The 24,368-nt window shown below is 44.7% G+C and carries 19 protein-coding genes; 16 read left to right on the top strand and 3 right to left on the bottom strand.

From position 1 onward, the window contains the following. The first annotated feature begins 73 nt into the window (after window positions 1-73). From cidR to MHB56_RS12935, 7 genes are all read left to right on the top strand, one after another. Entirely contained in the window at window positions 74-1,003 is a 930-nt protein-coding gene (gene cidR, locus MHB56_RS12965; RefSeq protein ID WP_341143647.1) for a cidABC operon transcriptional activator CidR, read from the top strand. A gap of 114 nt (window positions 1,004-1,117) precedes the next feature. Next, on the top strand, window positions 1,118-1,387 hold the full coding sequence (locus tag MHB56_RS12960) for an aspartyl-phosphate phosphatase Spo0E family protein (RefSeq protein ID WP_076099698.1): 270 nt from the start codon (window positions 1,118-1,120) through the stop codon (window positions 1,385-1,387). Window positions 1,388-1,551: 164 nt separating this feature from the next. Continuing rightward, on the top strand, window positions 1,552-2,952 hold the full coding sequence (locus MHB56_RS12955) for a DNA-binding protein (protein WP_076123994.1): 1,401 nt from the start codon (window positions 1,552-1,554) through the stop codon (window positions 2,950-2,952). A 279-nt stretch (window positions 2,953-3,231) separates the two neighbouring features. Next, entirely contained in the window at window positions 3,232-3,753 is a 522-nt protein-coding gene (locus MHB56_RS12950; protein WP_081383179.1) for a MarR family winged helix-turn-helix transcriptional regulator, read from the top strand. Further along, window positions 3,746-5,506 (top strand): ABC transporter ATP-binding protein, encoded by a 1,761-nt coding sequence (locus MHB56_RS12945; RefSeq protein WP_076123992.1) that lies wholly within the window; start codon window positions 3,746-3,748, stop codon window positions 5,504-5,506. The genes MHB56_RS12950 and MHB56_RS12945 overlap by 8 nt, the downstream gene beginning before the upstream one ends. After that, window positions 5,503-7,398 (top strand): ABC transporter ATP-binding protein, encoded by a 1,896-nt coding sequence (locus MHB56_RS12940; RefSeq protein WP_076182009.1) that lies wholly within the window; start codon window positions 5,503-5,505, stop codon window positions 7,396-7,398. The genes MHB56_RS12945 and MHB56_RS12940 overlap by 4 nt, the downstream gene beginning before the upstream one ends. A gap of 212 nt (window positions 7,399-7,610) precedes the next feature. Further along, the gene (locus MHB56_RS12935) at window positions 7,611-9,836 is read left to right on the top strand and encodes an MMPL family transporter (protein WP_076123989.1); all 2,226 of its coding nucleotides are present in this window, start codon (window positions 7,611-7,613) and stop codon (window positions 9,834-9,836) included. Window positions 9,837-10,320: 484 nt separating this feature from the next. Here MHB56_RS12935 and MHB56_RS12930 read toward each other — a convergent pair whose 3' ends face one another. The 3 genes from MHB56_RS12930 to MHB56_RS12920 form a co-directional block, all read right to left on the bottom strand. Beyond that, the gene (locus MHB56_RS12930; RefSeq protein WP_280753193.1) at window positions 10,321-10,632 is read right to left on the bottom strand and encodes an antibiotic biosynthesis monooxygenase; all 312 of its coding nucleotides are present in this window, start codon (window positions 10,630-10,632) and stop codon (window positions 10,321-10,323) included. Window positions 10,633-11,573: 941 nt separating this feature from the next. Next, on the bottom strand, window positions 11,574-12,293 hold the full coding sequence (locus MHB56_RS12925) for a 3-ketoacyl-ACP reductase (RefSeq protein ID WP_036681981.1): 720 nt from the start codon (window positions 12,291-12,293) through the stop codon (window positions 11,574-11,576). Between the two features lie 148 nt (window positions 12,294-12,441). Next, window positions 12,442-13,989: an FAD-dependent oxidoreductase gene (locus MHB56_RS12920; protein ID WP_076191737.1), complete on the bottom strand. Its 1,548-nt coding sequence runs from the start codon at window positions 13,987-13,989 to the stop codon at window positions 12,442-12,444. Between the two features lie 159 nt (window positions 13,990-14,148). Between MHB56_RS12920 and MHB56_RS12915 the strand changes: the two genes are divergently transcribed. The 9 genes from MHB56_RS12915 to MHB56_RS12875 all read left to right on the top strand — a co-directional run bounded on the left by MHB56_RS12915 (window position 14,149) and on the right by MHB56_RS12875 (window position 24,295). Then, the gene (locus MHB56_RS12915) at window positions 14,149-15,507 is read left to right on the top strand and encodes a spore germination protein (RefSeq protein ID WP_076123985.1); all 1,359 of its coding nucleotides are present in this window, start codon (window positions 14,149-14,151) and stop codon (window positions 15,505-15,507) included. Beyond that, entirely contained in the window at window positions 15,507-16,607 is a 1,101-nt protein-coding gene (locus MHB56_RS12910; RefSeq protein WP_280753192.1) for a GerAB/ArcD/ProY family transporter, read from the top strand. The genes MHB56_RS12915 and MHB56_RS12910 overlap by 1 nt, the downstream gene beginning before the upstream one ends. Continuing rightward, window positions 16,604-17,701, top strand: a complete 1,098-nt coding sequence (locus tag MHB56_RS12905) for a Ger(x)C family spore germination protein (protein ID WP_076191747.1) — start codon at window positions 16,604-16,606, stop codon at window positions 17,699-17,701. The genes MHB56_RS12910 and MHB56_RS12905 overlap by 4 nt, the downstream gene beginning before the upstream one ends. Window positions 17,702-17,792: 91 nt before the next feature. Then, window positions 17,793-18,188, top strand: coding sequence for a Fur family transcriptional regulator (locus MHB56_RS12900; protein WP_076123979.1), 396 nt, complete (start codon window positions 17,793-17,795; stop codon window positions 18,186-18,188). A gap of 229 nt (window positions 18,189-18,417) precedes the next feature. Then, window positions 18,418-20,421, top strand: a complete 2,004-nt coding sequence (locus tag MHB56_RS12895) for a methyl-accepting chemotaxis protein (RefSeq protein ID WP_175623594.1) — start codon at window positions 18,418-18,420, stop codon at window positions 20,419-20,421. A 103-nt stretch (window positions 20,422-20,524) separates the two neighbouring features. Next, the gene (locus MHB56_RS12890; protein WP_076123976.1) at window positions 20,525-21,337 is read left to right on the top strand and encodes a uroporphyrinogen-III synthase; all 813 of its coding nucleotides are present in this window, start codon (window positions 20,525-20,527) and stop codon (window positions 21,335-21,337) included. Between the two features lie 205 nt (window positions 21,338-21,542). Next, window positions 21,543-22,181 (top strand): ThuA domain-containing protein, encoded by a 639-nt coding sequence (locus MHB56_RS12885; RefSeq protein ID WP_076123974.1) that lies wholly within the window; start codon window positions 21,543-21,545, stop codon window positions 22,179-22,181. Between the two features lie 98 nt (window positions 22,182-22,279). Beyond that, window positions 22,280-22,627 carry a phasin family protein gene (locus MHB56_RS12880; RefSeq protein WP_036681962.1) on the top strand — a complete coding sequence of 116 codons (348 nt, stop codon included), beginning with the start codon at window positions 22,280-22,282 and terminating at the stop codon, window positions 22,625-22,627. Continuing rightward, entirely contained in the window at window positions 22,628-24,295 is a 1,668-nt protein-coding gene (locus MHB56_RS12875) for an ABC1 kinase family protein (protein WP_076182022.1), read from the top strand. It begins immediately after the preceding gene. The last annotated feature ends 73 nt before the right edge of the window (window positions 24,296-24,368 follow it).

The following is a 24,368-nucleotide window of genomic DNA, read 5'->3' as shown; positions in this document are numbered from 1 at the left end:
AATTGTTTTCATAGGTAAAATGAATAGATTGAATAAATGACATTCCTTTTGTCTATGGATCGGAGGTTGGAAAATGGATATCCGACAATTAGAATATTTCGTCCAAGTAGCACGAATGAAAAGCTTTACTCGGGCTGCCGAATCCTTATATATTTCACAACCTACGATCAGTAAAATGATCCGGAATATGGAGATCGAGCTGGAGGCTGATTTGTTTTACCGTGAAGGGAAAAGTGTCCGGCTTACAGATGCGGGGGAAATTCTGTTCACCAAAGCGCAAAATATCGTGGAGTCGTTCGCCAGCTTGTCTTCTGAGCTGGATAGCTTACGAAATTTGGAGCAGGGCCACATCCGCATCGGTCTGCCTCCAATGGTAGGAGCGAGCTTTTTTCCTTCGGTGATTGGTCAATTTCATAAACGTTATCCGCAGGTTACTATTCGTCTGCATGAGGATGGCGCGAAAAAAGTGGAGGAAGATGTAGAAACGGGCTTGTTGGATATCGGAATGGTTGTGCTGCCTGTAAATACAGCCAAACTTCATTGCTTCACCTTTGTTGAAGAGAAGCTGAATCTTATTTTACCTGTTGGACATAGATTGGCCGAGGCAGACCTTGTTCCGTTAAGTGAACTAGCCGAAGAGGAGTTTGTGCTGTTCCGGGAGGATTTTACGCTGCATGATCGGATTATTACGGAATGTGTGAAGGCGGGATTTCAGCCTAAGGTTATCTATGAGAGCTCCCAATGGGACTTAATTAGCCGTATGGTGGCTGCCGGAATGGGAATCGCATTGCTGCCAGAAACCATTTGCCGGGATATGGATCGTTCACGATTGGTCGTTGTGCCTTTGACGGATCCGGTAATTCCGTGGCAGCTTGCTATGGCGTGGCGTAGAGACCGTTATTTATCTTTTGCGGCACGCGAATGGATTGCTTTTGCAAAGGGACTTTTGCGAGAACAGTATCCAAATGAGCTCTCTGACGAACTTGCGGAGGACTCTGAATAAGTAGTAATTCCGTTTTTGTTAGAAGCTCTACAATTTTTCTTTTTTTTGAAAATATGTTTTTTGGTATCATGACTTATGATAGGAGAAGATGTTGATAGAGAGAAGGAGAGAGATGTGACACAAAATCCAAATTCCTCCAAGAATAATCATAGAAAAGATTATAAAGAAGATGAGCTACTTGTAACTATAGAGAGTCTTAGATGTGAATTGCTGGAGGTTGCAGAGCAACGGAGTCTTAGTGACCGTGCTGTTCTAGAGCTCAGTGAGCGATTAGACAGCTATATTTTGCTGGCACAAAATAAGATGATGGAAAATTTGCGTAACCGGAAAGCCGGCATTACATCCTATAGTAGAAGTTCCAAAACCGCCATCACTGTTAGCTAAACTACCAACAACATAGAATTATAATACTATGAAGATGTTACTGATCTAGAGGAGCGTATTAGGCTCCTCTATTTGTCGTACAATCTATTTGTTGTACAATCCATAACTTTCACCTATAATGTCAATTAATAGAATCTTTTCAAGTCAAACTTTGGGGGTGCCGAGTGGAGGGAAAGTTAACAACTATACGCTCAGAAATTGAGAAAAATTTGTCCCGCTCCGGCCATAATCTCGCCTCATTTTCAAAAATTTGTGGCCTGAATCGAGGCAGCCTCAGTGCAATTCTGCATGGAAATCCGCCGAAGCCTATGTCCTTGGGACAAGTAGATGCAATTATAAAAGCCTTTGGTTTTCCAGAAGGTTGGTTATATCCTCTATATGTTGATGAATGCTTCAATGATGAGAAGGTCTCACGCCGTAGAGTGGAGCCTTTTTTGATTCGTTGTGCTGAATTGGGCAAACAGCCTTGTATTGAGGACACTTTAAGCAGATTACTGGAATATCCGAAGTCTCTGGATATCGTTTATTCGGTAGCTGATAAATTGTTTAAAAAAGGTAAAATAGATGAATCGATATTTTTTTATAAAGTTGTAGCTGAGAATGAGTCCGACAGTTACTCGGAGCGGCTCGCAATAAGTCATTATCGTATTTTTAGAGCAATTTTATCCATCGTCGATTCAGACGAGAAGTTACATGCAGTTATTACTTTTGAACCTTTCAGGAATCGTCTACCAGAAAATATGCAATTGGATGGTCTCTTAACTTTGACACAGTTATGTTTCGATCTTCGTCGATGGAATAAAATGGAGTCGTTCGCTGATGAGCTAAGAACGCTGGCTAATGCTGTTTACCGCGAGCAACTACGAAGTAATGTGGATAAACGTAAGGAAGTTCTTCATACGGAACGTCCATTAGTGGTTTATTACGGTCATGGGTATTTGCTTAAAGCGATTTCGCTGACCAAGCAAGGTAAATATGAAGAAGCCAAAAAGTATACTGCAGGCTACGCAGATCTTGGCTGGTTTGAAATGATGAACGAAGAAGGTCGTCAGGCGGTAGAACAATTTCGGTTATTCGCAATGGGCAATGGTTTCACAATTGAGTTGTTGATGGGTAATGTGGATGTTCTATCTTCCTACGCGGCCTTTTTAGCAGATCACCCAGGTGAAATCTTAGCTGGGCTTATAACTATTATGGATGCTGCTAATCGTTACGGGTTCTCTGCTGACAGTGTACTTACACGATTCTCACGAGAAATGTTGAGGTTTGAAGGGTTCCAGGAGCCTAATAATGTAGATCGCGTATTTCGTTTGTACTATCAAGTAGCAATCTATGAAATAAATAAGCAATGTTATAGCACAGGTGTAGATTATCTTCTGAAATCTTTGGAGTTATCTATAAAGCAAAACAACGGAAAAGATTTCATTAATTGTATAACCTTATTTGAGACGAGCAGGGATTACGCTACTGCTTCTCAACAGGATAAATATAGAGAACTAGTAAAGGGGGTGAGAAAAAATGAAAAAATCACTGTTGATGATGGTAAGCGTGTTAGCATTGTTTAGCTTCATTATCATTGGACCTGTGGGCTCTGGAAGTAATGGAGGCATTACAACCTATGAGCACGGAGCTTGGTTCTAAGGGATGAAAACATCTATTCAATCCTTAAAATACAGAGCAATACATAAACCGATAACTACTCCCTTGCACTCGTGCTGGGGAGTTTTCTTTTTCGTAATAATTGATAGCGTATTCATAATTTGACAAAGTAATCTGGCGAAAATATAATTAGGTAGCCTAAATAATATAGTGTTTAATAATTAGTTGACCTAACTAAAACAGAGGTGAAGGAAATTGGGATAAACGGAGGAAATACAGAAAATACTGAAAATTCAGTCGCACACGGGCTTTTTGCGGCGATGAAACGCCTGCACAAAGCTCAATGGCAAAAGGGCGTTGAGGGCCACAAGCCAAGTGAGATGACTTTAATGATATGCATTGAAAAATGGAATCATTCTGATGAAGAGGGTCTCAAGGTGTCTGAAATCAGCCGACTACTTGGATTCACTCCTCCTACCATCACGCAGCTGATTAACAGTCTTGAAGCGAAACAGATGGTGGAAAGACGCGCGGATCCTTCGGACCGAAGAGTTGTACGCGTGAAATTAACGGAAAGTGGAAAAGAACTCACACGAAAAGCAGAACATTATCGTGATGTGATGCTTGATAAGCTTGTGCAACACTTAGGCGAAAAAGACACTAAACAGCTCACAGAGCTATTGCTTAAGGTACATGAATACGTTGAGGATAATCCACCACCTGATTGGGATAGGCTACAAATGAACGGAGATGAGAAGCTTGATTAAATTATTTAAACAACTGAAGCCTTTTAGGGTAGCTATTGGTGCTGTATTAATCCTTGTATTTTTGCAGTCCATGGGCGATTTATACCTTCCTACTCTGATGTCCGACATCGTCGACAAAGGGATTGTTCAAGGAGATCGCGCTTATATTTGGAAAATAGGTAGTTTCATGCTCCTGGTTGCAGGTGGCGGTGCTTTATGTTCGGTAATTGCCAGTTACTTATCGGCAAAAGTAGCAGCCGGGTTTGGTAAACTTACCCGTGCACGAGTATTTAACCATGTAGAAAATTTTACGCTGCATGAATTCGATAAGCTGGGTACAGCTTCCTTGATTACACGTACAACAAATGATATTACACAAGTTCAAACGGTACTTACTATGATGTTGCGCATGATGATCGGAGCACCGATGATGATGATTGGTGGTATCATCATGGCAGTATCTGAAGATGCTAAATTATCATTGATTTTTGTAGTCGTTATTCCTGTACTTGTAGGGGCGATCTTCTTTATTGGGATGAAGGGTCTGCCACTGTTTAAAGCCATTCAGATTAAGCTTGATAAATTAAACCTGGTGCTGCGTGAGCATCTGACAGGTATTCGTGTTATTCGTTCTTTTAACCGGATTGATCATGAGAATAGACGTTTCACTGAAGCTAACCGTGATCTTACGGATACAGCTATCAAGGTCAATAAAATTATGGCCGGCCTGATGCCGCTGATGATGATTGTAATGAACTTTTCTATGATTGCTATTCTTTATTTTGGTGGAATCCGAATTGGTGATGGCGACTTGCAAGTTGGGTCCCTGATGGCATTTATCCAATATGCAATGCAAATTATGTTCTCTCTGATTATGGTATCGATGATGTTCGTGTTAATTCCGCGTGCTTCAGCTTCAGCCGTGCGTATCAATGAGGTACTGGATATGCAGCCTGAATTTACAGATCCTACTGAGAGTGAACTGCATACAACAGCTCAAGCTACTAAAAAAGACGGACGCGATTCTTTGCGTGGTTTTGTTGAGTTTGAGAATGTATCTTTTTCCTATCCAGGGGCAGAACAGCCTGCACTTTCGAAAATTAGCTTTAGTGCTCGTCCGGGTGAAGTTACCGCAATTATCGGGGGTACCGGATCGGGTAAATCTACACTGCTTAGCCTGATTCCAAGATTCTATGATGTTAATGAAGGTGCTGTACGCGTAGACGGAGTGGATGTACGTGAGATGACACAGGAAGAGCTGCGGAGCAAAATCGGTTACATCCCACAAAAAGCAGTATTGTTCTCGGGTACGATTAATGAGAACATCCGCTACGGTAAAGAGGATGCTACGGATGAAGAAATCATTCATGCATCTAAGGTGGCTCAAGCCTACGATTTCGTATCCGCGATGAAGGATGGGTTTGACTCAGAAATTGCTCAGGGCGGGAATAACGTCTCAGGTGGTCAGAAACAGCGGTTGTCCATTGCTCGGGCGCTTGTGAGAAAACCTGAGGTTTATCTGTTTGACGATAGCTTCTCAGCTCTTGATTTCAAGACAGATGCCAAACTTCGCGCGGCTCTCAAATCTGAAACTACGGAATCCACCGTATTGATCGTAGCTCAACGGGTTAGCACCGTTATGGATGCGGACCGGATTATTGTAATTGATGAGGGTGAAATTGCTGGAATGGGCACTCACCGTGAACTGCTCGAGAGCAGTGATGTGTACCGCGAGATCGTATCCTCGCAGCTGTCAGAGGAGGAAATAGCATGAGCGAACAAAACAGAGAACATAAACCTGCAGCTCCCCGCGGCCATAAAGGACCGGGTGGACCGGGTGGTCCTGGAATGAGGATGCCGGCAGAAAAAGCTAAAGATTTTAAAGGTACACTTCGTCGCCTAATCAAATACTTGCGCCCGCGTATGGTTCAATTGATTATTGTACTAATTATGGCGATTGCCAGTACGGTGTTCAGTATCTTCAGTCCAAAAGTTATGGGTAAAGCTACAACCAAACTGTTCGAAGGTGCTTACGGTAAACTGATGGGTGTAGAAGGTGCCTCCATTGATTTTGGATATATTAATGATATTCTGATCCTGCTCGCGGGATTGTATCTGCTTAGTGCTTTGTTTAGTTACATTCAGCAATATGTAATGGCGGGTGTAGCGCAGAAGGTAGTTTATGACATGCGTGAGCAGATCAACAGCAAGCTGGAGCGTTTACCTTTAAAATATTTTGACTCCCGTACACACGGGGAAATTCTCAGCCGTGCTACGAATGACGTAGATAACATCAGTACCACGTTGCAGCAAAGTTTAACGCAGCTAATTACTTCAATCGTCACTATTATTGGTGTTATTGTGATGATGCTTACCATCAGCCCATGGCTGACGTTAATCACGATTACTACGTTGCCACTCAGCTTTATTGTGATTATGGCGATCTCTAAACGTTCGCAGACTTATTTTGTGAGACAGCAGAAATCGCTTGGCCAGTTGAATGGTCATGTAGAGGAAATGTATACGGGGCACCGGATTATTAAAGCTTTCGGCCGCGAACCGCAGTCGCTTAAAGATTTTGATGAAATAAATGATAAGCTTTATGATTCTGGCTGGCGGTCTCAATTTATGTCAGGTATGATTATGCCGCTTATGATGTTTATCGGTAACTTGGGTTATGTGCTTATCTGTGTTGTGGGTGGTATTTTTGTTACTAAAAAAATGATTGATGTCGGGGATATCCAAGCCTTCATTCAATATTCACGTCAGTTCACCCAGCCGATTGCACAAACGGCTAATATTGCTAACATTATTCAATCCACCATTGCTTCCGCAGAACGTGTATTTGAACTTCTGGATGAAGAAGAGGAAGTTAAGGAAGTTAATAGTACACTTGTGAAGCTTGATGAAGGTGCTCCGGAAGGTTCCGTTGAGTTCCGTCATGTGAAATTCGGCTATAAAGAGGATGCTATTCTGATTGAGGACATGAATATTGAGGTTAGTCCAGGTCAGACTATAGCGATTGTCGGTCCAACTGGTGCTGGTAAAACCACTTTGATTAACCTGCTGATGCGCTTCTACGAGCTTAACGACGGGGAAATTATCATTGATGGCGTCAACATTACCGACATGAAACGGAGTGACCTACGTAGCAAGTTTGGTATGGTGCTTCAGGATACCTGGCTCTTTAACGGTACGATTCGTGACAACATTGCTTACGGTCGTGAAGGTGCATCTGAAGCTGATGTGGTGCGGGCTGCCAAAGCTGCGCATGCCGATCACTTTATCCGCACACTTCCGCTTGGCTACAATACGGTGTTAAATGAAGAAGCTTCTAATATTTCACAAGGACAGAAGCAGTTGATTACTATTGCTCGCGCTATTCTGGCCGATCCATCGATCCTTATTCTTGATGAAGCCACGAGCAGTGTCGATACACGGACTGAATTGCTGATTCAAAAAGCGATGAATGCGCTCATGCAAAACAGAACCAGCTTCGTTATTGCCCACCGTCTCTCGACGATTCGTGATGCGGATCTCATCCTTGTCATGAATCAAGGTAGTGTAATCGAGAAAGGCAACCACGAAGAACTGCTGGCCCAAGGCGGATTCTATGCGGATCTCTATAACAGTCAGTTCTCTGAAGGAGATTTGGACGTAGGCTAAATTGAAGTGAAGAAAAAAGTATAGATAACCCATAAACCCCTCTTTTCACATGTTGCTGATTTTTTATGTGAAGAGAGGGGTATTTTATATGTGATGATGTGTTTTAATTTTTCTGAAAAATAAAAAAAGTTTGATTAAAAATTAAAGCATATATATGATAGAATAAAAAATGACCCGCGGCTCATTTTTAAGGCTGCAAGGTAAAGGAGAGGATGAAGGGAATGTCAGGCTACGGAAAATGGGTGGCAGGAAAAAAGACGAAGTGGATTACTCTTCTCGTATGGATAGTGCTTGTAGGTGCACTTACCCTGTTATGGCCTGCAGTGAATTCTCAGGTTGCTAATAATGCGCCTAACCTCCCAGATGATTCACAATCGGTACAGGCAGCAGCTATTGCAGAGCAAGAATTCCCTAGTGGAAGTGGAGTGCCGGCGCTGCTCGTATGGCATAGAGAAGGTGGGCTTTCACAAGATGATTTAGTACATATCACTGCTGTGTACAAGAAGTTGGAGCAGCAACCATTGCCCCATCAGAATTTTGTTCCCCCATTAGGACAACTGCCGCCACAGGCATTACAAGCCTCGTTATCTGAGGATCTTAGCACGCTGGTAACCCCGGTGCTTTTTGATAAAACGGCAGATAGTGATCAGCTCGGTGAAGCTGTGACAGAAATGAAGAAGATCATAAACACAGAGACGGGTGGAGACCCCTCCGCGGCTAAGGTAGATGGAAAAGACCTGAGTTTACGTGTTACGGGTCCAGTGGGCATCTCTATAGATGCTTCAGGCCTGTTTCAGAACGCAGACGTTTCCTTGTTAATTGCTACGGTTATGCTTGTGCTGGTGTTCTTATTGGTGATTTATCGTTCACCGATCTTGGCTTTTATTCCACTTATTGCGGTTGGATTCGCTTATGGTGTAACTAGTCCGATTCTTGGAAAAATGGCACAAGAAGGCTGGATCACAGTAGATTCACAGGCTGTCTCGATTATGACTGTTTTGCTATTCGGAGCTGGTACGGACTATTGCCTGTTCCTGATCTCACGGTTCCGGCAGCTGTTGAAGGTAGAAGAGAGTAAGAGTCGTGCGCTTCTTCGCTCCATTACCGAATCTTCAGGCGCCATTGCTATGAGTGGCTTCACCGTCGTGCTCGCGCTGTTCGCGTTATTGCTGGCTAAGTATGGAGCTTATCATCGATTTGCCGTTCCATTCAGCGTATCTATCTTCATCATGGGAATTGCCAGTCTAACTCTCGTACCAGCACTGCTGGCAATCTTCGGAAGGACCTCGTTCTTCCCATTCATTCCGCGCACACCGCAAATGGAGGTAGAACGGGCTAAGGCTAAAGGCAAACCTGTTCCTGAACTCAAGGTTTCCCGTAAAAAGGGTATTGGCGGCTTGGTAGTAACCCGGCCATGGGCTATCGTGGGTGTGACCGTTATCGGACTGGGGATTCTGGCTTCATTCTCCAGTGGCATCAAATTTACCTATGATATCCTATCCTCTTTTCCTAAAAATATGGAGTCCCGCGAAGGTTTCGACCTTATTGGCAAACAGTTCTCTCCCGGAGAATTAGCTCCAGCGAAGCTGATTATTGATACCCAAGGAAAAGCGAGCGGAGAGGATCTAAAGGTCATTCTTGGCGGACTCACCTATGTGGACACGGTTTCCGATCCGCAGCAGGGGGCAGTAAACAAAGATATTGTTGGTTTTGATATTGAATTTAAAAGCAATCCTTACTCACTAGAAGCGATGGGGCATATTCCCACCCTTCTTGATACCGCAGAGCAGGCATTAATCGATGTAGACGTTGCGAACCCTGCGGATCACGTGTGGGTAAGCGGACAGACGGCGACACAGCACGACACTAAAGAGATTGGGGATCGGGACACCGATCTGATTATCCCCGTAGTCATCGGAATGATCACTGTACTGTTGTTGATATATCTGCGTTCAATAGTGGCCACCATCTATCTGGTCGGCACCGTTATTCTCTCCTTCTTCTCAGCGCTTGGCTTAGGCTGGATTATCATTCACTATGTGATGGGAGCAGATGCTATTCAGGGAGCGATCCCACTGTATTCCTTTGTTTTCTTGGTGGCACTTGGAGAAGACTACAACATCTTCATGATCTCGAATATCTGGAAAAAGCGTAAAACCATGCCGCTTAAGCAGGCTATCGCGGAAGGAGTGAATGAGACCAGCTCGGTAATTACCTCTGCCGGCCTCATTCTGGCAGGTACATTTGCTGTATTGGCAAGCTTGCCGATTCAGGTGCTTGTGCAGTTCGGTATCATCACCGCTCTTGGTGTTCTGCTGGATACCTTCGTGGTTCGGCCGTTCCTTGTACCAGCTATTACAACGCTCTTTGGCCGTTGGTCGTTCTGGCCGGGTAAACATCAAGAGGTGGAGACCCCTCAGCCAGATGTAAGTAAATAATGAGTTTATAAACAAACAGGGATGTCTCAGAGCCATATTGGCTCCGGACATCCCTGTTTGTTTTAGGCTTGGGCACAGGACATCGCTGGATAATAGCGCTGCTTGTACCAACTAACTGAACAGTATCTATTAGGCTAATCAATCAGTCAGCTGGACGATAATTACTCTAAGTTTTTACTGTAGCAATTAGCATTTAGAAGCGATAACTGTGTTAATTAGCGGCTGATTGTCTTAGCCCAGTGGTAGAAGACAATTAGCGCGCTGCATTGGCTAGCCCGGAGGTAAAAGTTAATTAGGTGGCTCCATTGGTTAACCCAGTGGTAAAAGACAATTAGGTGGCTGCATCAATAATAGTTAATTAGCTCGTATCACCGGTTACCTAGCATTAATAGTCAATTAGTTAACTGTACTTATCGGGCTACCATTCCGTACACAATGCTGGTTCAATCTAGCTACTACTGCTCTGTTTGGGTGGTCCAAATCCTTAGTTACTGGGCGTGCGGCTGATCATTAGTTCATATTTATCGATGGAAGCACCCAGGATTGCGTCATTACCACCAGCACCACGGTGCGACTGACGGAATGACTCGCTGGAGGTCCAGCCTTTGAATGCATCCTCATTCTCCCATACGGTGCAGATTTTTAGTTCCTCGACACCTTCCTTGGCATTTCCACGCCAAACCTCCATACGTACAAACCCTGGCATAACCTGCACACCATTATTTCCTCCGAAACGTTGAGCAATAGCTTCGCCATGGCCTTCTTTTACTTTAATAGTATTAGTTACTACCAGCATGATAGATAAACCTCCGATCAGAAAGTTAGTATATTTTTCAGGACATTGTGAATCGAAATAATATAACATGGGAACCTCGAAAATTAGCCAATATCTCAAGGTAACATCGTGATTTTCAACTAACAAAATAAAAGACCATCCCACAAGACACAAGAGTGCGGGCGTTTAATTGCACTTTGTACACTTAAATTATCCGTCACACCAGAAACGATCGAATAAGTGTATTCTCTGCAACTAATTTGTGCGAATCTGGTGAATCGCCGAGATTAGCCTTCTTTTAACTGTATAGAGTGCAATTAAAGTATGATTTCTACTCTAATTGCGCTGAATAGATGTACAAAGTGCAACTATTATCTATTTAAACGTTAAGTATTGTGCAAACTCAGGTACCTGCGAAAAATCAAAGTGTCTACTGCAAGTAAAGTGGCTATAGCAAGTTAAAGTAACTATTGCACGTTAAAGTAACTACCGCAAGTAAAGTGCCACCTCAACCGTAATGTTACTCTAAGCCAAAGTGCCAACCCAACTCCAAAGTTTTTACTCAAAACCACCATTACAGCTAGCACCTAATTCCAGTCCCAGTTCCCTAATAAAGCCCCCAAATGAAGTTGCATTGCAGAATGTGCAACAGAATAGCCTGAATGTTATCTGAATAAGGCAGTCTGTTGCATTCTGTACAATAGAATCAAGCCCAAATCGCCTAAAAGGAGGGGAGCCACTAAACTGATTGCACCACGTGCACGTGCAATCACCCAAGGTTTCGCCCTCAGCTAGAGGGATTCAATTGCACAAAGTGCAATGAGAAAACGGAGCAGAGCAATCCTGAAGCGTTATCCCGCACAAAGTGCAATCACCCAAGGCCTCACCCTCGTCTAGAGCGATTCTATTGCACAAAATGCAATCCCCCAGATCACCCGGCTCCCCCCGCGTCCAGCGCGATTTTATTGCGGATTGGTGGTCCATAGTCCTGCTGTTTTTAGGAAGACGCGATCCGGCAGCTTCAAAGCTGTCAGTGCCAATTCAGCAACATCTTCAGGTTGCATCATGCGGTCTTCGTCACCGATTTTAAGTCCAGCATTGGAAGCTAGGCCAGTGTTGACGGTGCTTGGAGTCAAAGCTACGACGCGGATATTGTGTTTGCGCACTTCTTGTGCGAGGGCTTCGGTCATGCCCATGAGAGCGAACTTGGACGCGCAATAAGCAGAGCCTGTCGCGAAGCCACGTTCTCCGGCTGTGGATGAAATATTGATGATATTTCCGCCATTTTTCTCAATCATCGCAGGCAGTGCAGCACGGGTTACGTAATAAGTACCGTAAAGATTAACTTGGATGTGGCGCTCCCAGTCTGCAGGATCCATTTCTACTAAAGTGCCGAATTTTGCGATCCCGGCATTGTTGATTAATGCATCAAATGCTCCAAGCTCATTTTGCAGGGAAGCAACAGCACGTTCAGCTTCTTCGCGTACGGCGATATCGGCCACGGCAATGCTGACTTTAACGTCATATACTTCCGTTAAGGCTGATTTTAACGCTTCGAGATCACCTGAAGTTCTGGAGATCAGGCCTAAATTAGCACCTTCCTTAGCCAGTGCCATAGCCAAGGCTTTTCCGATCCCTTTGCCTGCACCAGTAATTACAACACTCTTTCCTCTCAAATCCATCTCTATCGTCACTCTCCTTCAAACTTTTTTGAAGCAGCTGCTTCATTCAAGTCTTATTATACCTGAATGCTGTAGGGCAATTACAATCGCCCCTTAGAAAATGGTCTGCAAATTTTCATGAAGCCGAACTGCCTTTTCATGAAAGGTATTATTCATGGAGTTTCGTCAGCGGTACCGAAGCTGGGCCCTCTAAAACCTCGCCATCGTAGGAGAAGCGGGAACCATGGCAAGGGCAATCCCAAGAACGATCCCCGTTGTTCCATTCGCATTCACAGCCCATATGGGTACAGGTTCTATCCACCAGATGAAGTTTACCTTCTGTATCCTTATAAGCTCCCACACGTTTGCCATCATGGAACACAACGGCTCCTTCGTCAGCTTCCAAATCAGTTGTCTTTTTATGGACGATTTCCACTTTGCCCGCCACGAGCTCTTTTGCCACATTGGCATTTTGCACGATGAAGTTTTTTAGACTGGTGCCAGCTTTGAAGCGGGACGGATCGTACAATTCGGTATACGGATTATCTTTGCGCTGAATCTGATCCGAGATAATCTGTGCGGCCAGCGTACCGCTTGTCATGCCCCATTTTCCAAAACCTGTGGCGATATAAATCTCTTCGTTGTCCGAAATCTTGCCGATGTAGGGCACTCTGTCTAGGGTGATTAAATCCTGTGCTGCCCAGCGGTAAGGGATTGTTTTGATGCCGAGCAGATTTCCTGCGAATAGCTCCAAATTCTCATAATGTCCTATCGTACAGATGCCCTGGCCTGTCTTATGGTTGTCTCCCCCGACAATGACCAGATTCCTGCCTTCCCACTCTACTGCACGAAGAGAACGGGTGGGTTCGCTTGCACTTAGATACATTCCACCCTCAAAATCCGTTTCAGGCTGGATCGCCAGACAGTAGGAACGTTCAGCATGCAGCCGCGAGAAATATAGTGCTCCTCCATCGTAGAATGGGAAATGAGAAGCTGAAACGGCGTAGCGGCAGGTGATCCGATGCTCGTCCTTTTCAGTAAAAAGCGTAAGCTTATCGTTCTTCTCCACCTTATCCGCCATCATCGTATGCTCATAGATTACGCCACCTTTATCCTGAATGACCTTCAGTAGCCCCTTCAGATATTGCAGCGGGTGAAAGCGGGCTTGTCCTGGTAATTTAATGGCACCACTGGCCATCAGAGGGATAGAGACGTTATCTAGCCATTCTCCGGGCAGACCCAATTGTTCATAGGCTTTATACTCTTCCTCCAGTTGTTTAAGCGTTTTATGATCTTCAGCATCCGCGTACAGAAAAGCCGCCTCATGTTTCATGCCGCAGGATACTTCAAGTTCCTCAGCCGTATTCTGGATCCAATTCATAGCCTCGCTGTTCGAGCGATAATAGAGCCGGGCTTGCTCCTGCCCAAAATGCTTTATCAAATGATGATAGATTAACCCGTGCTGTGCTGAGATTTTTGCACTGGTAAAACCCGTAGTGCCACTCAGAATTTCTCCGGCTTCTAAGAGCGTGACTTTGTAGCCTGCGTTGCTGAGGAGATAGGCTGTTGTAATGCCTGTAATTCCACCGCCTACCACTGCCACATCTGTAGAAATATCTTCAGCCAGCTTTGGAAAAGCCGGTAAATCCGTGGTATCTCTCCATAATGATTCCGGAAATTGTGGAAGACTTTGCGTTATTTTACGGTTTGGGTCCATCTATTATCCCTCCATCTTTACAATCTTCATCTCATTTATTACCACAGTCCTGTGAAAAGAAACTTCCCATTCCATCGTGCTGTGCATGAATTCAGAGAAACAGTGCCAAAATAAGGTGGAAACTGGGACGTAAAGGATAAATAGGAGGGATGATGTTCCATGTCAGTTCAACAGGATAAGGACAATATTTCTCTGGAATGGATCAAAGATCAGCTGAACGGGTTCGCGGATTTAATCGATAAAACAAGCGTTGCCCCTTTTGGGCAAATCAACCTGCTCTATATCAAAAGTGTTACAGATGCGCAGACACTCAGCCGCCACGTGATTGCGCCGTTTTATGAAATGGAGAGTATTAGCGCTTATCAGGATTACATTATGACTTATCCGGGCACTGAAGAGGCGACTACGAGAGAGAAGGCGATCGACCTTTTGCTCAGTGGTTATGTGCTTCTGGGTATAAAAGATGTGATATATTTCTTCGATGCTATGAGTACGGAGAGCAGCGGTGTTAGTGAAACGTCTGCCGAAAGTATTTCACAGGGGCCGTCAGATGCACTGACAGAGGATATAGCGATTAATTTGAACATGATTCGGCGGCGTTATCAATCCACTAATCTCAAAATGGAGACCATGGTCATCGGCGATGTCTCTAAAACAAAGATAGCTATTTTATACGATGACAGTCGTGTTGACCATAACGTTTTAAAAGAATTAAGGGAGAAGATGGGAACGCTAAAGGTTGATATTTTGCAGGCTACAGGAGAGCTTGAGAAGTTTATAAGCAGTGACAAATTAAGAATACTCCCTAAGTCCATCATCACCGAAAGACCGGATAGAGTGGTGTTTAATTTGTCTGAAGGAAAAGTAGCGATAGTGCTGGATACAACCGGTTATGCGATAGTGCTGCCTTCTATTTTTAATGATTTCTTTACATCCATGGATGATAAAATACAATTTCCTATCGTGGGGCGATTCCTAAAGCTGCTTCGGATTATCGGTGTGTGCATGACGTTGTGGCTGCCTGCGCTCTATGTAACACTCACCTCGTATAACCCAGAGATTATTCGTGTGCAGATTGCCTTGCTTATTGCGGGCAGTCGTGCGACTGTGCCTTATCCATCTTTTGTGGAAGTGCTTTTAATGCTCATGATGATGGAGTTTCTGACTGAGGCGAGCTTACGGCTCCCCAAGGCAATTGGTCCAACGGCCACGACGGTAGGGGGGCTTATCTTGGGGCAGGCAGCGACGGCAGCAGGACTTGTAGGAAATATCATGATCATATTGGTTTCTGCTGTTGCGATATCTAATTTTCTAATTCCGCTGAATATGATGAGCTTGTCCATACGAGTGCTGAAGTATATTTTTTTAATTGCCGCAGCTTTTTTAGGATTGGTTGGGGTAGTAGTCTGTGTCGTGGGATTCGCAATGTATTTATGCAAACAGCGTACCTTCGGACAACCTTATTTCAGATTGTTTTTTCTCGATAATCTCGGCAAGAAGAAGGGTGGAGAGCATTGATGGCCAAAAGCCGTTATTTCTACTGTCTTTTTCTGATGAACAGCCTGATCAACATCATTAATTTTGTTCCAAGGGAACTAATAGACAGACGTTTTGGTGGCGCTTTGATGTCCATACTAATCGGAACGATTTTGGGCACTTTGTTTGTCTATATATTTACTGTACTGATTGCTAAATTCCCCGGCAAGGGGTTACCGGAAATATTTAACTCTTTGCTTCCTAAGAAGTTATCCAGAATCTTACTGGTCCTTTTTGCTGGCTTATGGTGTGTGGCCGGGGGAGTTACATTGCTTTCTTTTGTAGATATTACGCTGCGGTTTATCAGTCCGGATTCGAGTCCTTATACGGTTGTGATCAGTTTTTTAGTCTTGGTCTGCATCTGCTGTCGCTTCGATTCTCTATCACTCTTGTATGGGCTTGAAATCATTCTCAGCGTATCCTTACCTTTAATTATTTATGGCCTCGTAAAAGCATTGACCAATCCGGACTTTAATTGGGATTCTGTTCTGCAGGTCACTACATACTTCTGGCATAAGCCGGACCTAATGAGCCTTGCGGCGGCTACCTTTTCGTTTAGCGGTTACTTAAACCTGGCCATATTTAATCGGGTATTTCATGGGCTGAAGCTGAAGCATGTCTGGATTTTAGGTGTGGAGGGTCTTTTCGTATTACTCTTGACTTTTTTAGTTCCCATCGGCTATTTCGGAACCGTTGCTATTGATAGACATGTGTATACATGGTTCTCGACGGCCGACAGTATTCGGATGGAATCCTTTATTATTGAACGGATGCTGTTTATTTTTTATTTTGCCTATTTAAGTTTATCTCTGGTGAGTGTAATCGTTCATTGGCATGGAGGTTTAGAGCTTTTTAAAGGTGCTCTTTCATCTGCAAAAAAACAGTCCCCAAAAGCAGAGCGCTGGAAAGAGTGGGGCATCCTAGGCTTGTTTAGCGCGATGGTTCTGTCCTTAATGGGGCAGGATCAGTATCAACTTAATATGTTTGGTGCCTGGTTTCTGCAAATTCGCTGGTTTGGTGAGATGTTCATCATCGCTCTGTTGTTTTATTGTTATCGCAAAGCTAGGAGGGGGAAGCTATGAGAAGAGTACTTGCTGGAATTGGAATTACCTTGCTCCTTCTTCTTCCCGGTTGTGACTTCAAGGAGATTGATTTGCGGATTTTCGTGTTAGCGATCGGCGTTGACCAAGGTACAGAAGCAGGGAATTTTAAGATTAGCTTGAAGCTTGCCATCCCTCAGGGGGATGTTACTAAGATTGATGAGAAGATGCAAATCTTGACTGAGGAATCTCCAAGCATTTCGGAAGCCCTTCGTAGAATGAAATCCAGAGTGGAAAAGGAGCTTGATTACTCCCATTGTAAATCAATTGTTTTGGGGGAAGGGGTTGCCCGTGAAGATATTCTCCATGTTATGGATTGGGCTGTGCGACGTAGAGATATCCAGCTTATTGTCAATTTTGCAATAGGGCGTCCGGAAGCACTTCAAGTGCTGAAGGTAAGACCCGAATCGGAGCGGATCCCATCGAATTCTCTTATTCTGGCTATGAGTGGACAAGGCACAGAGTCTCCATTTATTTCTAGTGTGTATTCCTTTCAGCTGATGAGAAATATCTTTGAGGAGGGGATTGATCCAATCCTGCCGATTATTGAGGCCAAAGGGGATAAGGAGTTTTTAATTGATAAAATTGCTCTGCTGAATAATGAGAAAATCAAAATGGTTCTTACGCCAAATGAGACCCGGCTATATAATCTGCTGTCACGCCCGAATCTGCGGACTAACTTACCCGCCCATTCCGAGGGAATTATGTTTCAATATTACACAGAGAGGTCATCCTCGCACTATAAAATCGTAACACCAGAGCATGGGAAAGCTACTATTCGTTATCATATTAAGATAAAAGGTATTCTCGAAGAGAGTAGTAGCCCAGATCTGGTGACACATCACATGTTGAAGAAGATCCAGGAAGCCGGGGAAAAGGAATTGGAAGCGGATATCTTAGCATTGCTGACCAAAATACAAGCCAGTGGCCTAGATCCCTTGGGTTGGGGGCTGCATTATGGAGCAAGGCATTTTAATAACGATACGGAAATGAAAGTGTGGAAGGAGCTCTATTCTAAACTTGATTTCCAAGTGAAGGCTGATGTAAACATTAAATATTCAGGAATGATTAGGTAGCTTGTAAAGTAACATGTGGATAAAAATGGGATTGACGTTCCCATTCACAAGATTTATACTTGATCTAAAAATAAGTTAGAGGATGATAGGAATGAAAAGTCTAAATTTGACCTCCCAACGTCAAGCCGTTTACGATATCGTCCTTAATTCACATGACCATCCTACTGCTGCGGAAGTAATGAATCGGCTAGTAGAGCAGGGACATAGCTTAGCATACGGTACGGTATATAACTCTCTGCGTTATCTTTCAGATAAACAAATGATTCGTGAGCTTAAGCTTGGTGAAGCTGCTAGCAGATATGACGCACGTATGGATGATCACCAGCATATCATTTGTGAGGTTTGTGGAGCAGTGGATGAGGTTATGAATCAAGTTCCGCGTGAATGGATGAATACAGTGGCCAAGGATACCGGTTATACCATTGGTCATGCTCATGTAGTATTCGGGGGCGTCTGCCCAAACTGTAAGAACAAAAAGAATAATTAGGATAGAGGTGCCGGAGCCTGTGCTGCGGTAATAATATGTATATCCGGAGAGACCGCTTTCATTGAGGCGGCCTTTTTTGTTGCATTTATATGACAATTCTCAAAAAAAATGAGAAAAACAAAGAAAGATAGGAGGAAAATCGGTTCCTAAAACAGATTTTAAATTATATATTAAGTCTGGTAAATGTATCCTTGCCTAAGACTCAGATGAGAGAGAGATGATGACGTCTATGAAAAAAAATGCGGGTATGACTATCCGTACCAAGTTAATTCTTACATACCTAATAATACTGCTGCTGCCCAGTATTATAATAGGCTGGCGAACCTATCAAGCTGCCAGCCAGGAAGTGGAAGATCAACTGGTGAACAATGCTACCGAAAGTGTGTTGGCCGTAAATGAAATCATTAACTCTAATATTCAATCCAAAATAGATGCGATTTCCTATTTTGCCGCGGAGTTTTCATCTGAGGGGATCAACAGTGAGGGATCTGGGGGGACTTCCTCTGCTGTAAAAGCCAGACTGAAGGAATATGTGGCGCTGCATCCGGATGTACTGGACATTTATGTGGGTACAAGCAATGGCAAGGGTATTCATGCTTTAGATGCTAAGCTGCCAGAGGGTTATGATCCAAGGCAGGAAAGCGCCTATATTAATTCTCTGAAGCAAGGAAAAGGGGCAGTGATTTCTCCGGCTTTTCAAACCGTAAATAAGGAAACCGCGATTGCGATATCAACGGTTCTTAAGGGCGGTGATGGGGTGATCACAATGAATCTTAACCTGTCTACTTTAGGGGAGCTGACCTCAATTAAGGTAGGCAAGGAAGGTTATATCCTTATCGTTGATAACAGCAAGAAGTTTCTAGTTCATCCTACAGAAGCTATCGGGCAGGAATCGTCTGATGATTTTGTTAAGAAAATGTTCGAGAAAGAACAAGGGGTCTTCGATTATGTCTTCAAGGATACGTCCAAAAAGATGACCTTTATGGTCAATGAACTGACGGGTTGGAGAATCGGAGGTACGATCAGCATTGACGAGGTTAACTCAGCAACTAGTGGAATCCGCGATACAGCTCTGCTTGTTATTGTAGTTTCCGTTCTGCTTGCGCTGGTTGTGATCTATTTTAATATTCAATCGATTTTGAGACCGCTTTTCCGGCTGCGGAAAGCAACTGCGGTGATAGCCAAAGGTGATCTGTCGGAAGACATGGGTGTTTTCCGTAAAGATGAAATAGGGCTGCTGGCAGAGAATTTTCAATTAATGCTGATCAGCTTGCGCGAGATGATCATTGGCGTGCAGGAGATGACAAGCAATGTATCCTCCTCAGCGGAAGAACTGACGGCTAGTGCGGATCAGACTGCCCAAACGATTGAGCAGGTGACCATAGCGATTCAGGACGTAGCGGCAGGGACGGAGCGACAGGTGGTTAGTGTACGAAAAGGAATGGAGAGCACTGCCGCTACAGCTAGTGAGGTCGAGCAGATTTCCACATATATGGAGCAAGTATCCACAATGATGGACAAGACTTCACTCTCAGCATCGGAAGGTAATGATTCGGTTATCAGCGTGGTGGATAAAATCAATGGTATCCATGAAACGGTCGGAGAGCTGGGCAGTGTAATTGACAAGCTGAATGAAAGAACCAGTCAAATTGAGGGCATTGTTGGTGTCATCACCGGGATTGCCCGCCAGACCAACCTGCTGGCTCTCAATGCTTCCATTGAGGCAGCCAGAGCCGGGGAACAAGGGCGTGGATTTGCGGTGGTTGCTGCCGAGGTGCGTAAGCTGGCAGAGGAATCAGAGAGATCCGCACATTTGATTGCCGAACAGATTACCGCTATTAATAGTGAAATGCTGCTGGTAACTCATACGATGGAAGACACCAAACAGCGCGTATCCGAAGGCATTGAGGCTGTGGATACTTCCGGACGTTCTTTCTCCCGTATCCGAAGAGCAGTAAAGAGTGCCGCGGAGAAGATTGAAGCCATGGGTGGGGTTGTGCAGACTTTATTGGTGGAATCTAATGATATGGAGAAGGCTATTGGGGAAATTCGCGGCATATCGGAAGAGGCGGCTGTGAATACAGAAACTATCGCAACTGCCGCACAAGAGCAGCTTGCTTCTGTAGAGGAGATGGCATCCTCGTCTACCGACCTTAGCCGTCTTGCAGAAGAACTGCAGAAGCTGGCGAGTCGCTTTAAGATAAACGCTTCTGGTAATAAGAATGATTTCTGATAGGAGAACCGTGCTTTTTATCTTCCCTTTTGAACTCCTTTGCAAGTATACTGATAAACAATAATGTTGGGTTAGGCAATGGAGAGAGGAGAGATAATAGGAAATGGCAGAGCAATTAAAAGGGATCACTGTCGCCTTGGCGGGTCCACGCAAATCGGAAGAAATGGCCAAGCTGGTTCAGAATATGGGGGGGACGGCAGTAGGCCGGCCTGCTCAAGGAACTGTATTTCTTGATGACGAGGCCTTGCAGGAAGGTTTGAATGCATGGATCAATCAGCCTCCCTACTTGGCGATCCTGACTACAGGGATGGGACTTGATGCTCTCTTCGATATGGCTGAGCGAATGGGGATCGAAGAACGTTTCTTAGAAGTACTTTCTGGTTCTATTATTGCCGCACGGGGTTATAAGACAGTGAATGCTTTGAAAAAAAGAGGACTTACGCCGGAGGTTCGTGACGACGACGGAAGTACAATCGGATTGATTCGTGGGCTTCAATCCCTGAATTTGCAGGGGAAAGAAGTCGTTCTTCAGCTGCACGGCGATCCAGCTCCTCATATGCTTGCATGGCTGCAGGAGGCTGGGGCTACTACCCGCCAAGTGCTGCCGTATCGCCATACCCCACCTGAGCCGGGCGAACTGGAAAGATTGCTTCTAGAAATCATATCAGGCAAAATTGATGCCGTGGCTTTTACGAGTGCACCACAGTTTCGTTTCCTCTGTCAATTTGCCCGGGAACAGGGAAAGCTGGAAGAAATGCTGAAGTCTTTCGAGGATAAAGTGCTTGCTGTTTCTGTAGGACGGATTACCTCTGAGGCGCTTAAAGAAGAGGGCGTACAGCGTATCATTATGCCTGAGCATGAACGGATGGGAAGCATGATTGTAGAGCTAGGCAAATATGTGGCGGCGAATCGCTAAGTCACAAGTTGCGTCAGCTTTACACGAATGACGTTATCGCACAGAAGCATTCCCGCCTGTTATCATGGCCGGGGATGCTTTTTTACCCGGAAAAATAAGCCCAAAGAGCAATATACCTGCCATCTGCATGGACATTCGCGGCAGTTTTCCTTAGAATATAGGCAACATGTGACGAATAATAACAACGAATAAGGAGGAGGATCCCATGGACAAGAGAAAATGTCTATTACTTGGTGATTACACCCATCCCCGGTTTCATCCACTTCAAGGAGTGGACCAACAAATTAGTGAGATCTTAAATGATTTATTAACCGTGCAATGTTCAGAAAATAAAAAATTAATGCGCATTGAGCATTTAGCAAGTTATGACCTATGTATTGCTTACAATGAATTGTGGAACGAAACAGTCTCCCCTCAACAAACGGCTGGTTTGCTCAGCTACGTAAGTGGAGGAGGCGGACTCATTGTTCTTCATACGGGAGCTTCGCTGACGAAACGTAACGAGCTTGCACAGCTAATCGGGGGTCGATTTAACGGACACACAGCTTACGAACCCCTGAACTTCAAAGTTCTAGAGCATGACATCACCGAAGGTGTGGAAGATTTCCAATTGGATGAGGAGCCCTATCATTTTGAATTTGACCCGTTCACAGAACGGACTATTCTGCTTCAATATGAATCTGAGGGGCAATGGATTCCAGCTGCATGGTGCCATAGCTATGGTTTAGGACGAGTAGTATTCCTTATGCCTGGTCATCATGAACCCTCCTTCCGTCATCCGGCACTACGTAAACTAATTCTACAGGCGGCTACTTGGGCTGCCCGTATTCCGGTCACTAACTAAGCAATGTTGTGTTTTTTTTGAAATACGTACACAGTGGGGTATACTTTAATCATAAACTCCGTTATGTAATGAAACGGAATCTTTGGGAGGAAAGTGCCATGAGTGATTTGTTTAAAAAAGCGATCTCTTTAGGAGTGGGCCTCACCATTGTCAGTAAGGAAAAAGTAGAGAAGGTTGTTGAAGAACTAGTGAAACGCGGGGAGCTTGCTCCTTCGGAATCTAGGGCTCTCGTCGATCGGTTGATTGAACGTGGTGAGGAAGAACGAGGCATGTTCAAATCTGCTGTACAAGAGCAAGTACAACGCGTGCTGAAGGAAATGAATGTGCCTGTACAAAACGATATTGCCGAGCTGGAAGGGCGAATTGCAGTATTGGAGCGCCGGTTGGCCGAGCTAGAGGGAATTTCCCATCTAGAGGGAACATCGGCGGAAACGCGTTCGGACTAAATGGCAGTACGCATTAGACATGCCGGACGTTACCGGGCAATCGCCATGGCGCTTATGCGCCATGGTTTTGGCTATATGGTGGAAGAGCTGGGGCTCTATCACTTACTATCCCTTCCACGTCGTCTTGTAACGCAGGAAGCACACACAAGCCTTACGCTCGGGGAGCGGATTCGGCTGGTGCTGGAGGATTTGGGTCCAACCTTTATTAAGCTGGGACAACTCGCCAGTACCCGTTCAGATCTGCTGCCTGATTCTATTATTCAGGAATTGGTAAAACTACAGGATAATGTGCCTCCTTTTCCTGTCGACCGCGTGCGCGCGATCATTGAGCAGGAACTGGACCAGCATATGGATGAAATCTTTAATTCTTTTGAGGATACGCCACTTGCTGCGGCATCCATCGGTCAGGTGCATAGGGCTGTGCTTCACAGTGGACAAGTCGTAGCTGTTAAAGTTCAACGTCCGGGTATTCTGCGAACGATGAGCAGGGATTTGGAAATTCTCAAAGATTTAAGCATGCTTGCTGAAAAGCGGCTCGCTTGGGCGAGGCAATATCAGCTATGCCGTATGGTAGAGGAGTTCTCGAAATCGCTGCTTGGCGAGCTGGATTACAGCCAAGAGGGGCGTAATGCAGAGAAAATCGATCAACAGATGGATTATGAGGGAGTGTACATCCCGGATATCTATTGGGACTATACGTCAACACGAGTGCTGACGATGGAATATGTGGTAGGGACAACACTGAGTCGTCGCGATGAGTTGCTGAGTAAAGGCGTTAAGCTTAAAGCCATCGCTCAGCAACTTGTGGAGATGATGCTTAGACAAATCTTCATTCATGGTTTTTTCCATGCTGATCCTCATCCGGGCAATGTTATACGGATGGGTGATGGAAAGCTGGCTTTGATTGATTTTGGCATGATGGGTCGGCTGAATGAGGAGATGAAGGAGCAGCTGTCTGCACTTATTATCGCTCTGATGCGCAAAAATACGGATGCAATGGTCCGGGCAATTTTGCGTCTTGGAGTCATTCCTGAGGATGCTGATCGAAGTGCGCTGCATGATGATATGGATCGGCTGCGGGATGAATATTATGATGTTCCATTTAGCAAAATGAGCATAGGCAAAGCCCTGAATGATCTGTTCGGCATAGCGCGAAAACACCGTCTAGTGCTGCCGCCGGATTTGACGATGTTAGGGAAGACAATGCTCACGCTGGAGGGAGTCATCAGCAACTTAGATCCAACCATCAGTATTTTGGAGATGGCGGAACCCTTTGGGCGGGAACTTGTGAAGCAGCGCTTTAGCGGCAGTCGATTGCAGCGTAAGTTCCTGGGAGGCGTAGCGGACTTAACAGAGAGTCTGCTGGAGCTTCCTGGGCAGGCAAAGCAGTTATCCGCGCTGATCAGTAAGGGGAAGATAAAGGTGGAGATTGTGGCACCTGAGATGCAGAATCTGGAGCGTAAGCTGGACCGGGTAGGTAACCGTTTAGCTTTCAGTATTGTGATGCTCGCATTTAGCATCATCATGACAGGACTCATAATTGGTACTGCGATGCGTGGACAGCCCTCAGTGTTATGGAATTTCCCTACAGTGGAGGTTGGCAGCGTAGTGGCTCTTCTGATGTTCTTGTGGCTGATCTATGCGATTTTTAAATCGGGAAGGTTCTAGCTTAAGGGATTTGAATAATTATTCTTCAGCAGTTTCACACAAATGCCTTTCTATCAAGTACAATATAAAAGAT

Source organism: Paenibacillus sp. FSL H8-0315 (assembly GCF_038005365.1).
In the GTDB taxonomy this organism is placed as follows: Bacteria; Bacillota; Bacilli; order Paenibacillales; family Paenibacillaceae; genus Paenibacillus_AQ; species Paenibacillus_AQ odorifer.
The sequence above is the reverse complement of the archived record's forward strand: the minus strand, read 5'-3'. Positions and strand labels throughout refer to the sequence as shown.

Bases quoted from the DNA above. Each gene is read 5' to 3' on its own strand.
- cidR (WP_341143647.1), top strand. From the start codon at position 74: ATGGATATCCGACAATTAGAATATTTCGTCCAAGTAGCACGAATGAAA.
- MHB56_RS12940 (WP_076182009.1), top strand. From the start codon at position 5,503: ATGAGCGAACAAAACAGAGAACATAAACCTGCAGCTCCCCGCGGCCAT.
- MHB56_RS12935 (WP_076123989.1), top strand. From the start codon at position 7,611: ATGAAGGGAATGTCAGGCTACGGAAAATGGGTGGCAGGAAAAAAGACG.
- MHB56_RS12930 (WP_280753193.1), bottom strand. From the start codon at position 10,632: ATGCTGGTAGTAACTAATACTATTAAAGTAAAAGAAGGCCATGGCGAA.
- MHB56_RS12925 (WP_036681981.1), bottom strand. From the start codon at position 12,293: ATGGATTTGAGAGGAAAGAGTGTTGTAATTACTGGTGCAGGCAAAGGG.
- MHB56_RS12920 (WP_076191737.1), bottom strand. From the start codon at position 13,989: ATGGACCCAAACCGTAAAATAACGCAAAGTCTTCCACAATTTCCGGAA.
- MHB56_RS12915 (WP_076123985.1), top strand. From the start codon at position 14,149: ATGTCAGTTCAACAGGATAAGGACAATATTTCTCTGGAATGGATCAAA.
- MHB56_RS12910 (WP_280753192.1), top strand. From the start codon at position 15,507: ATGGCCAAAAGCCGTTATTTCTACTGTCTTTTTCTGATGAACAGCCTG.
- MHB56_RS12905 (WP_076191747.1), top strand. From the start codon at position 16,604: ATGAGAAGAGTACTTGCTGGAATTGGAATTACCTTGCTCCTTCTTCTT.
- MHB56_RS12900 (WP_076123979.1), top strand. From the start codon at position 17,793: ATGAAAAGTCTAAATTTGACCTCCCAACGTCAAGCCGTTTACGATATC.
- MHB56_RS12895 (WP_175623594.1), top strand. From the start codon at position 18,418: ATGAAAAAAAATGCGGGTATGACTATCCGTACCAAGTTAATTCTTACA.
- MHB56_RS12890 (WP_076123976.1), top strand. From the start codon at position 20,525: ATGGCAGAGCAATTAAAAGGGATCACTGTCGCCTTGGCGGGTCCACGC.
- MHB56_RS12885 (WP_076123974.1), top strand. From the start codon at position 21,543: ATGGACAAGAGAAAATGTCTATTACTTGGTGATTACACCCATCCCCGG.
- MHB56_RS12880 (WP_036681962.1), top strand. From the start codon at position 22,280: ATGAGTGATTTGTTTAAAAAAGCGATCTCTTTAGGAGTGGGCCTCACC.
- MHB56_RS12875 (WP_076182022.1), top strand. From the start codon at position 22,628: ATGGCAGTACGCATTAGACATGCCGGACGTTACCGGGCAATCGCCATG.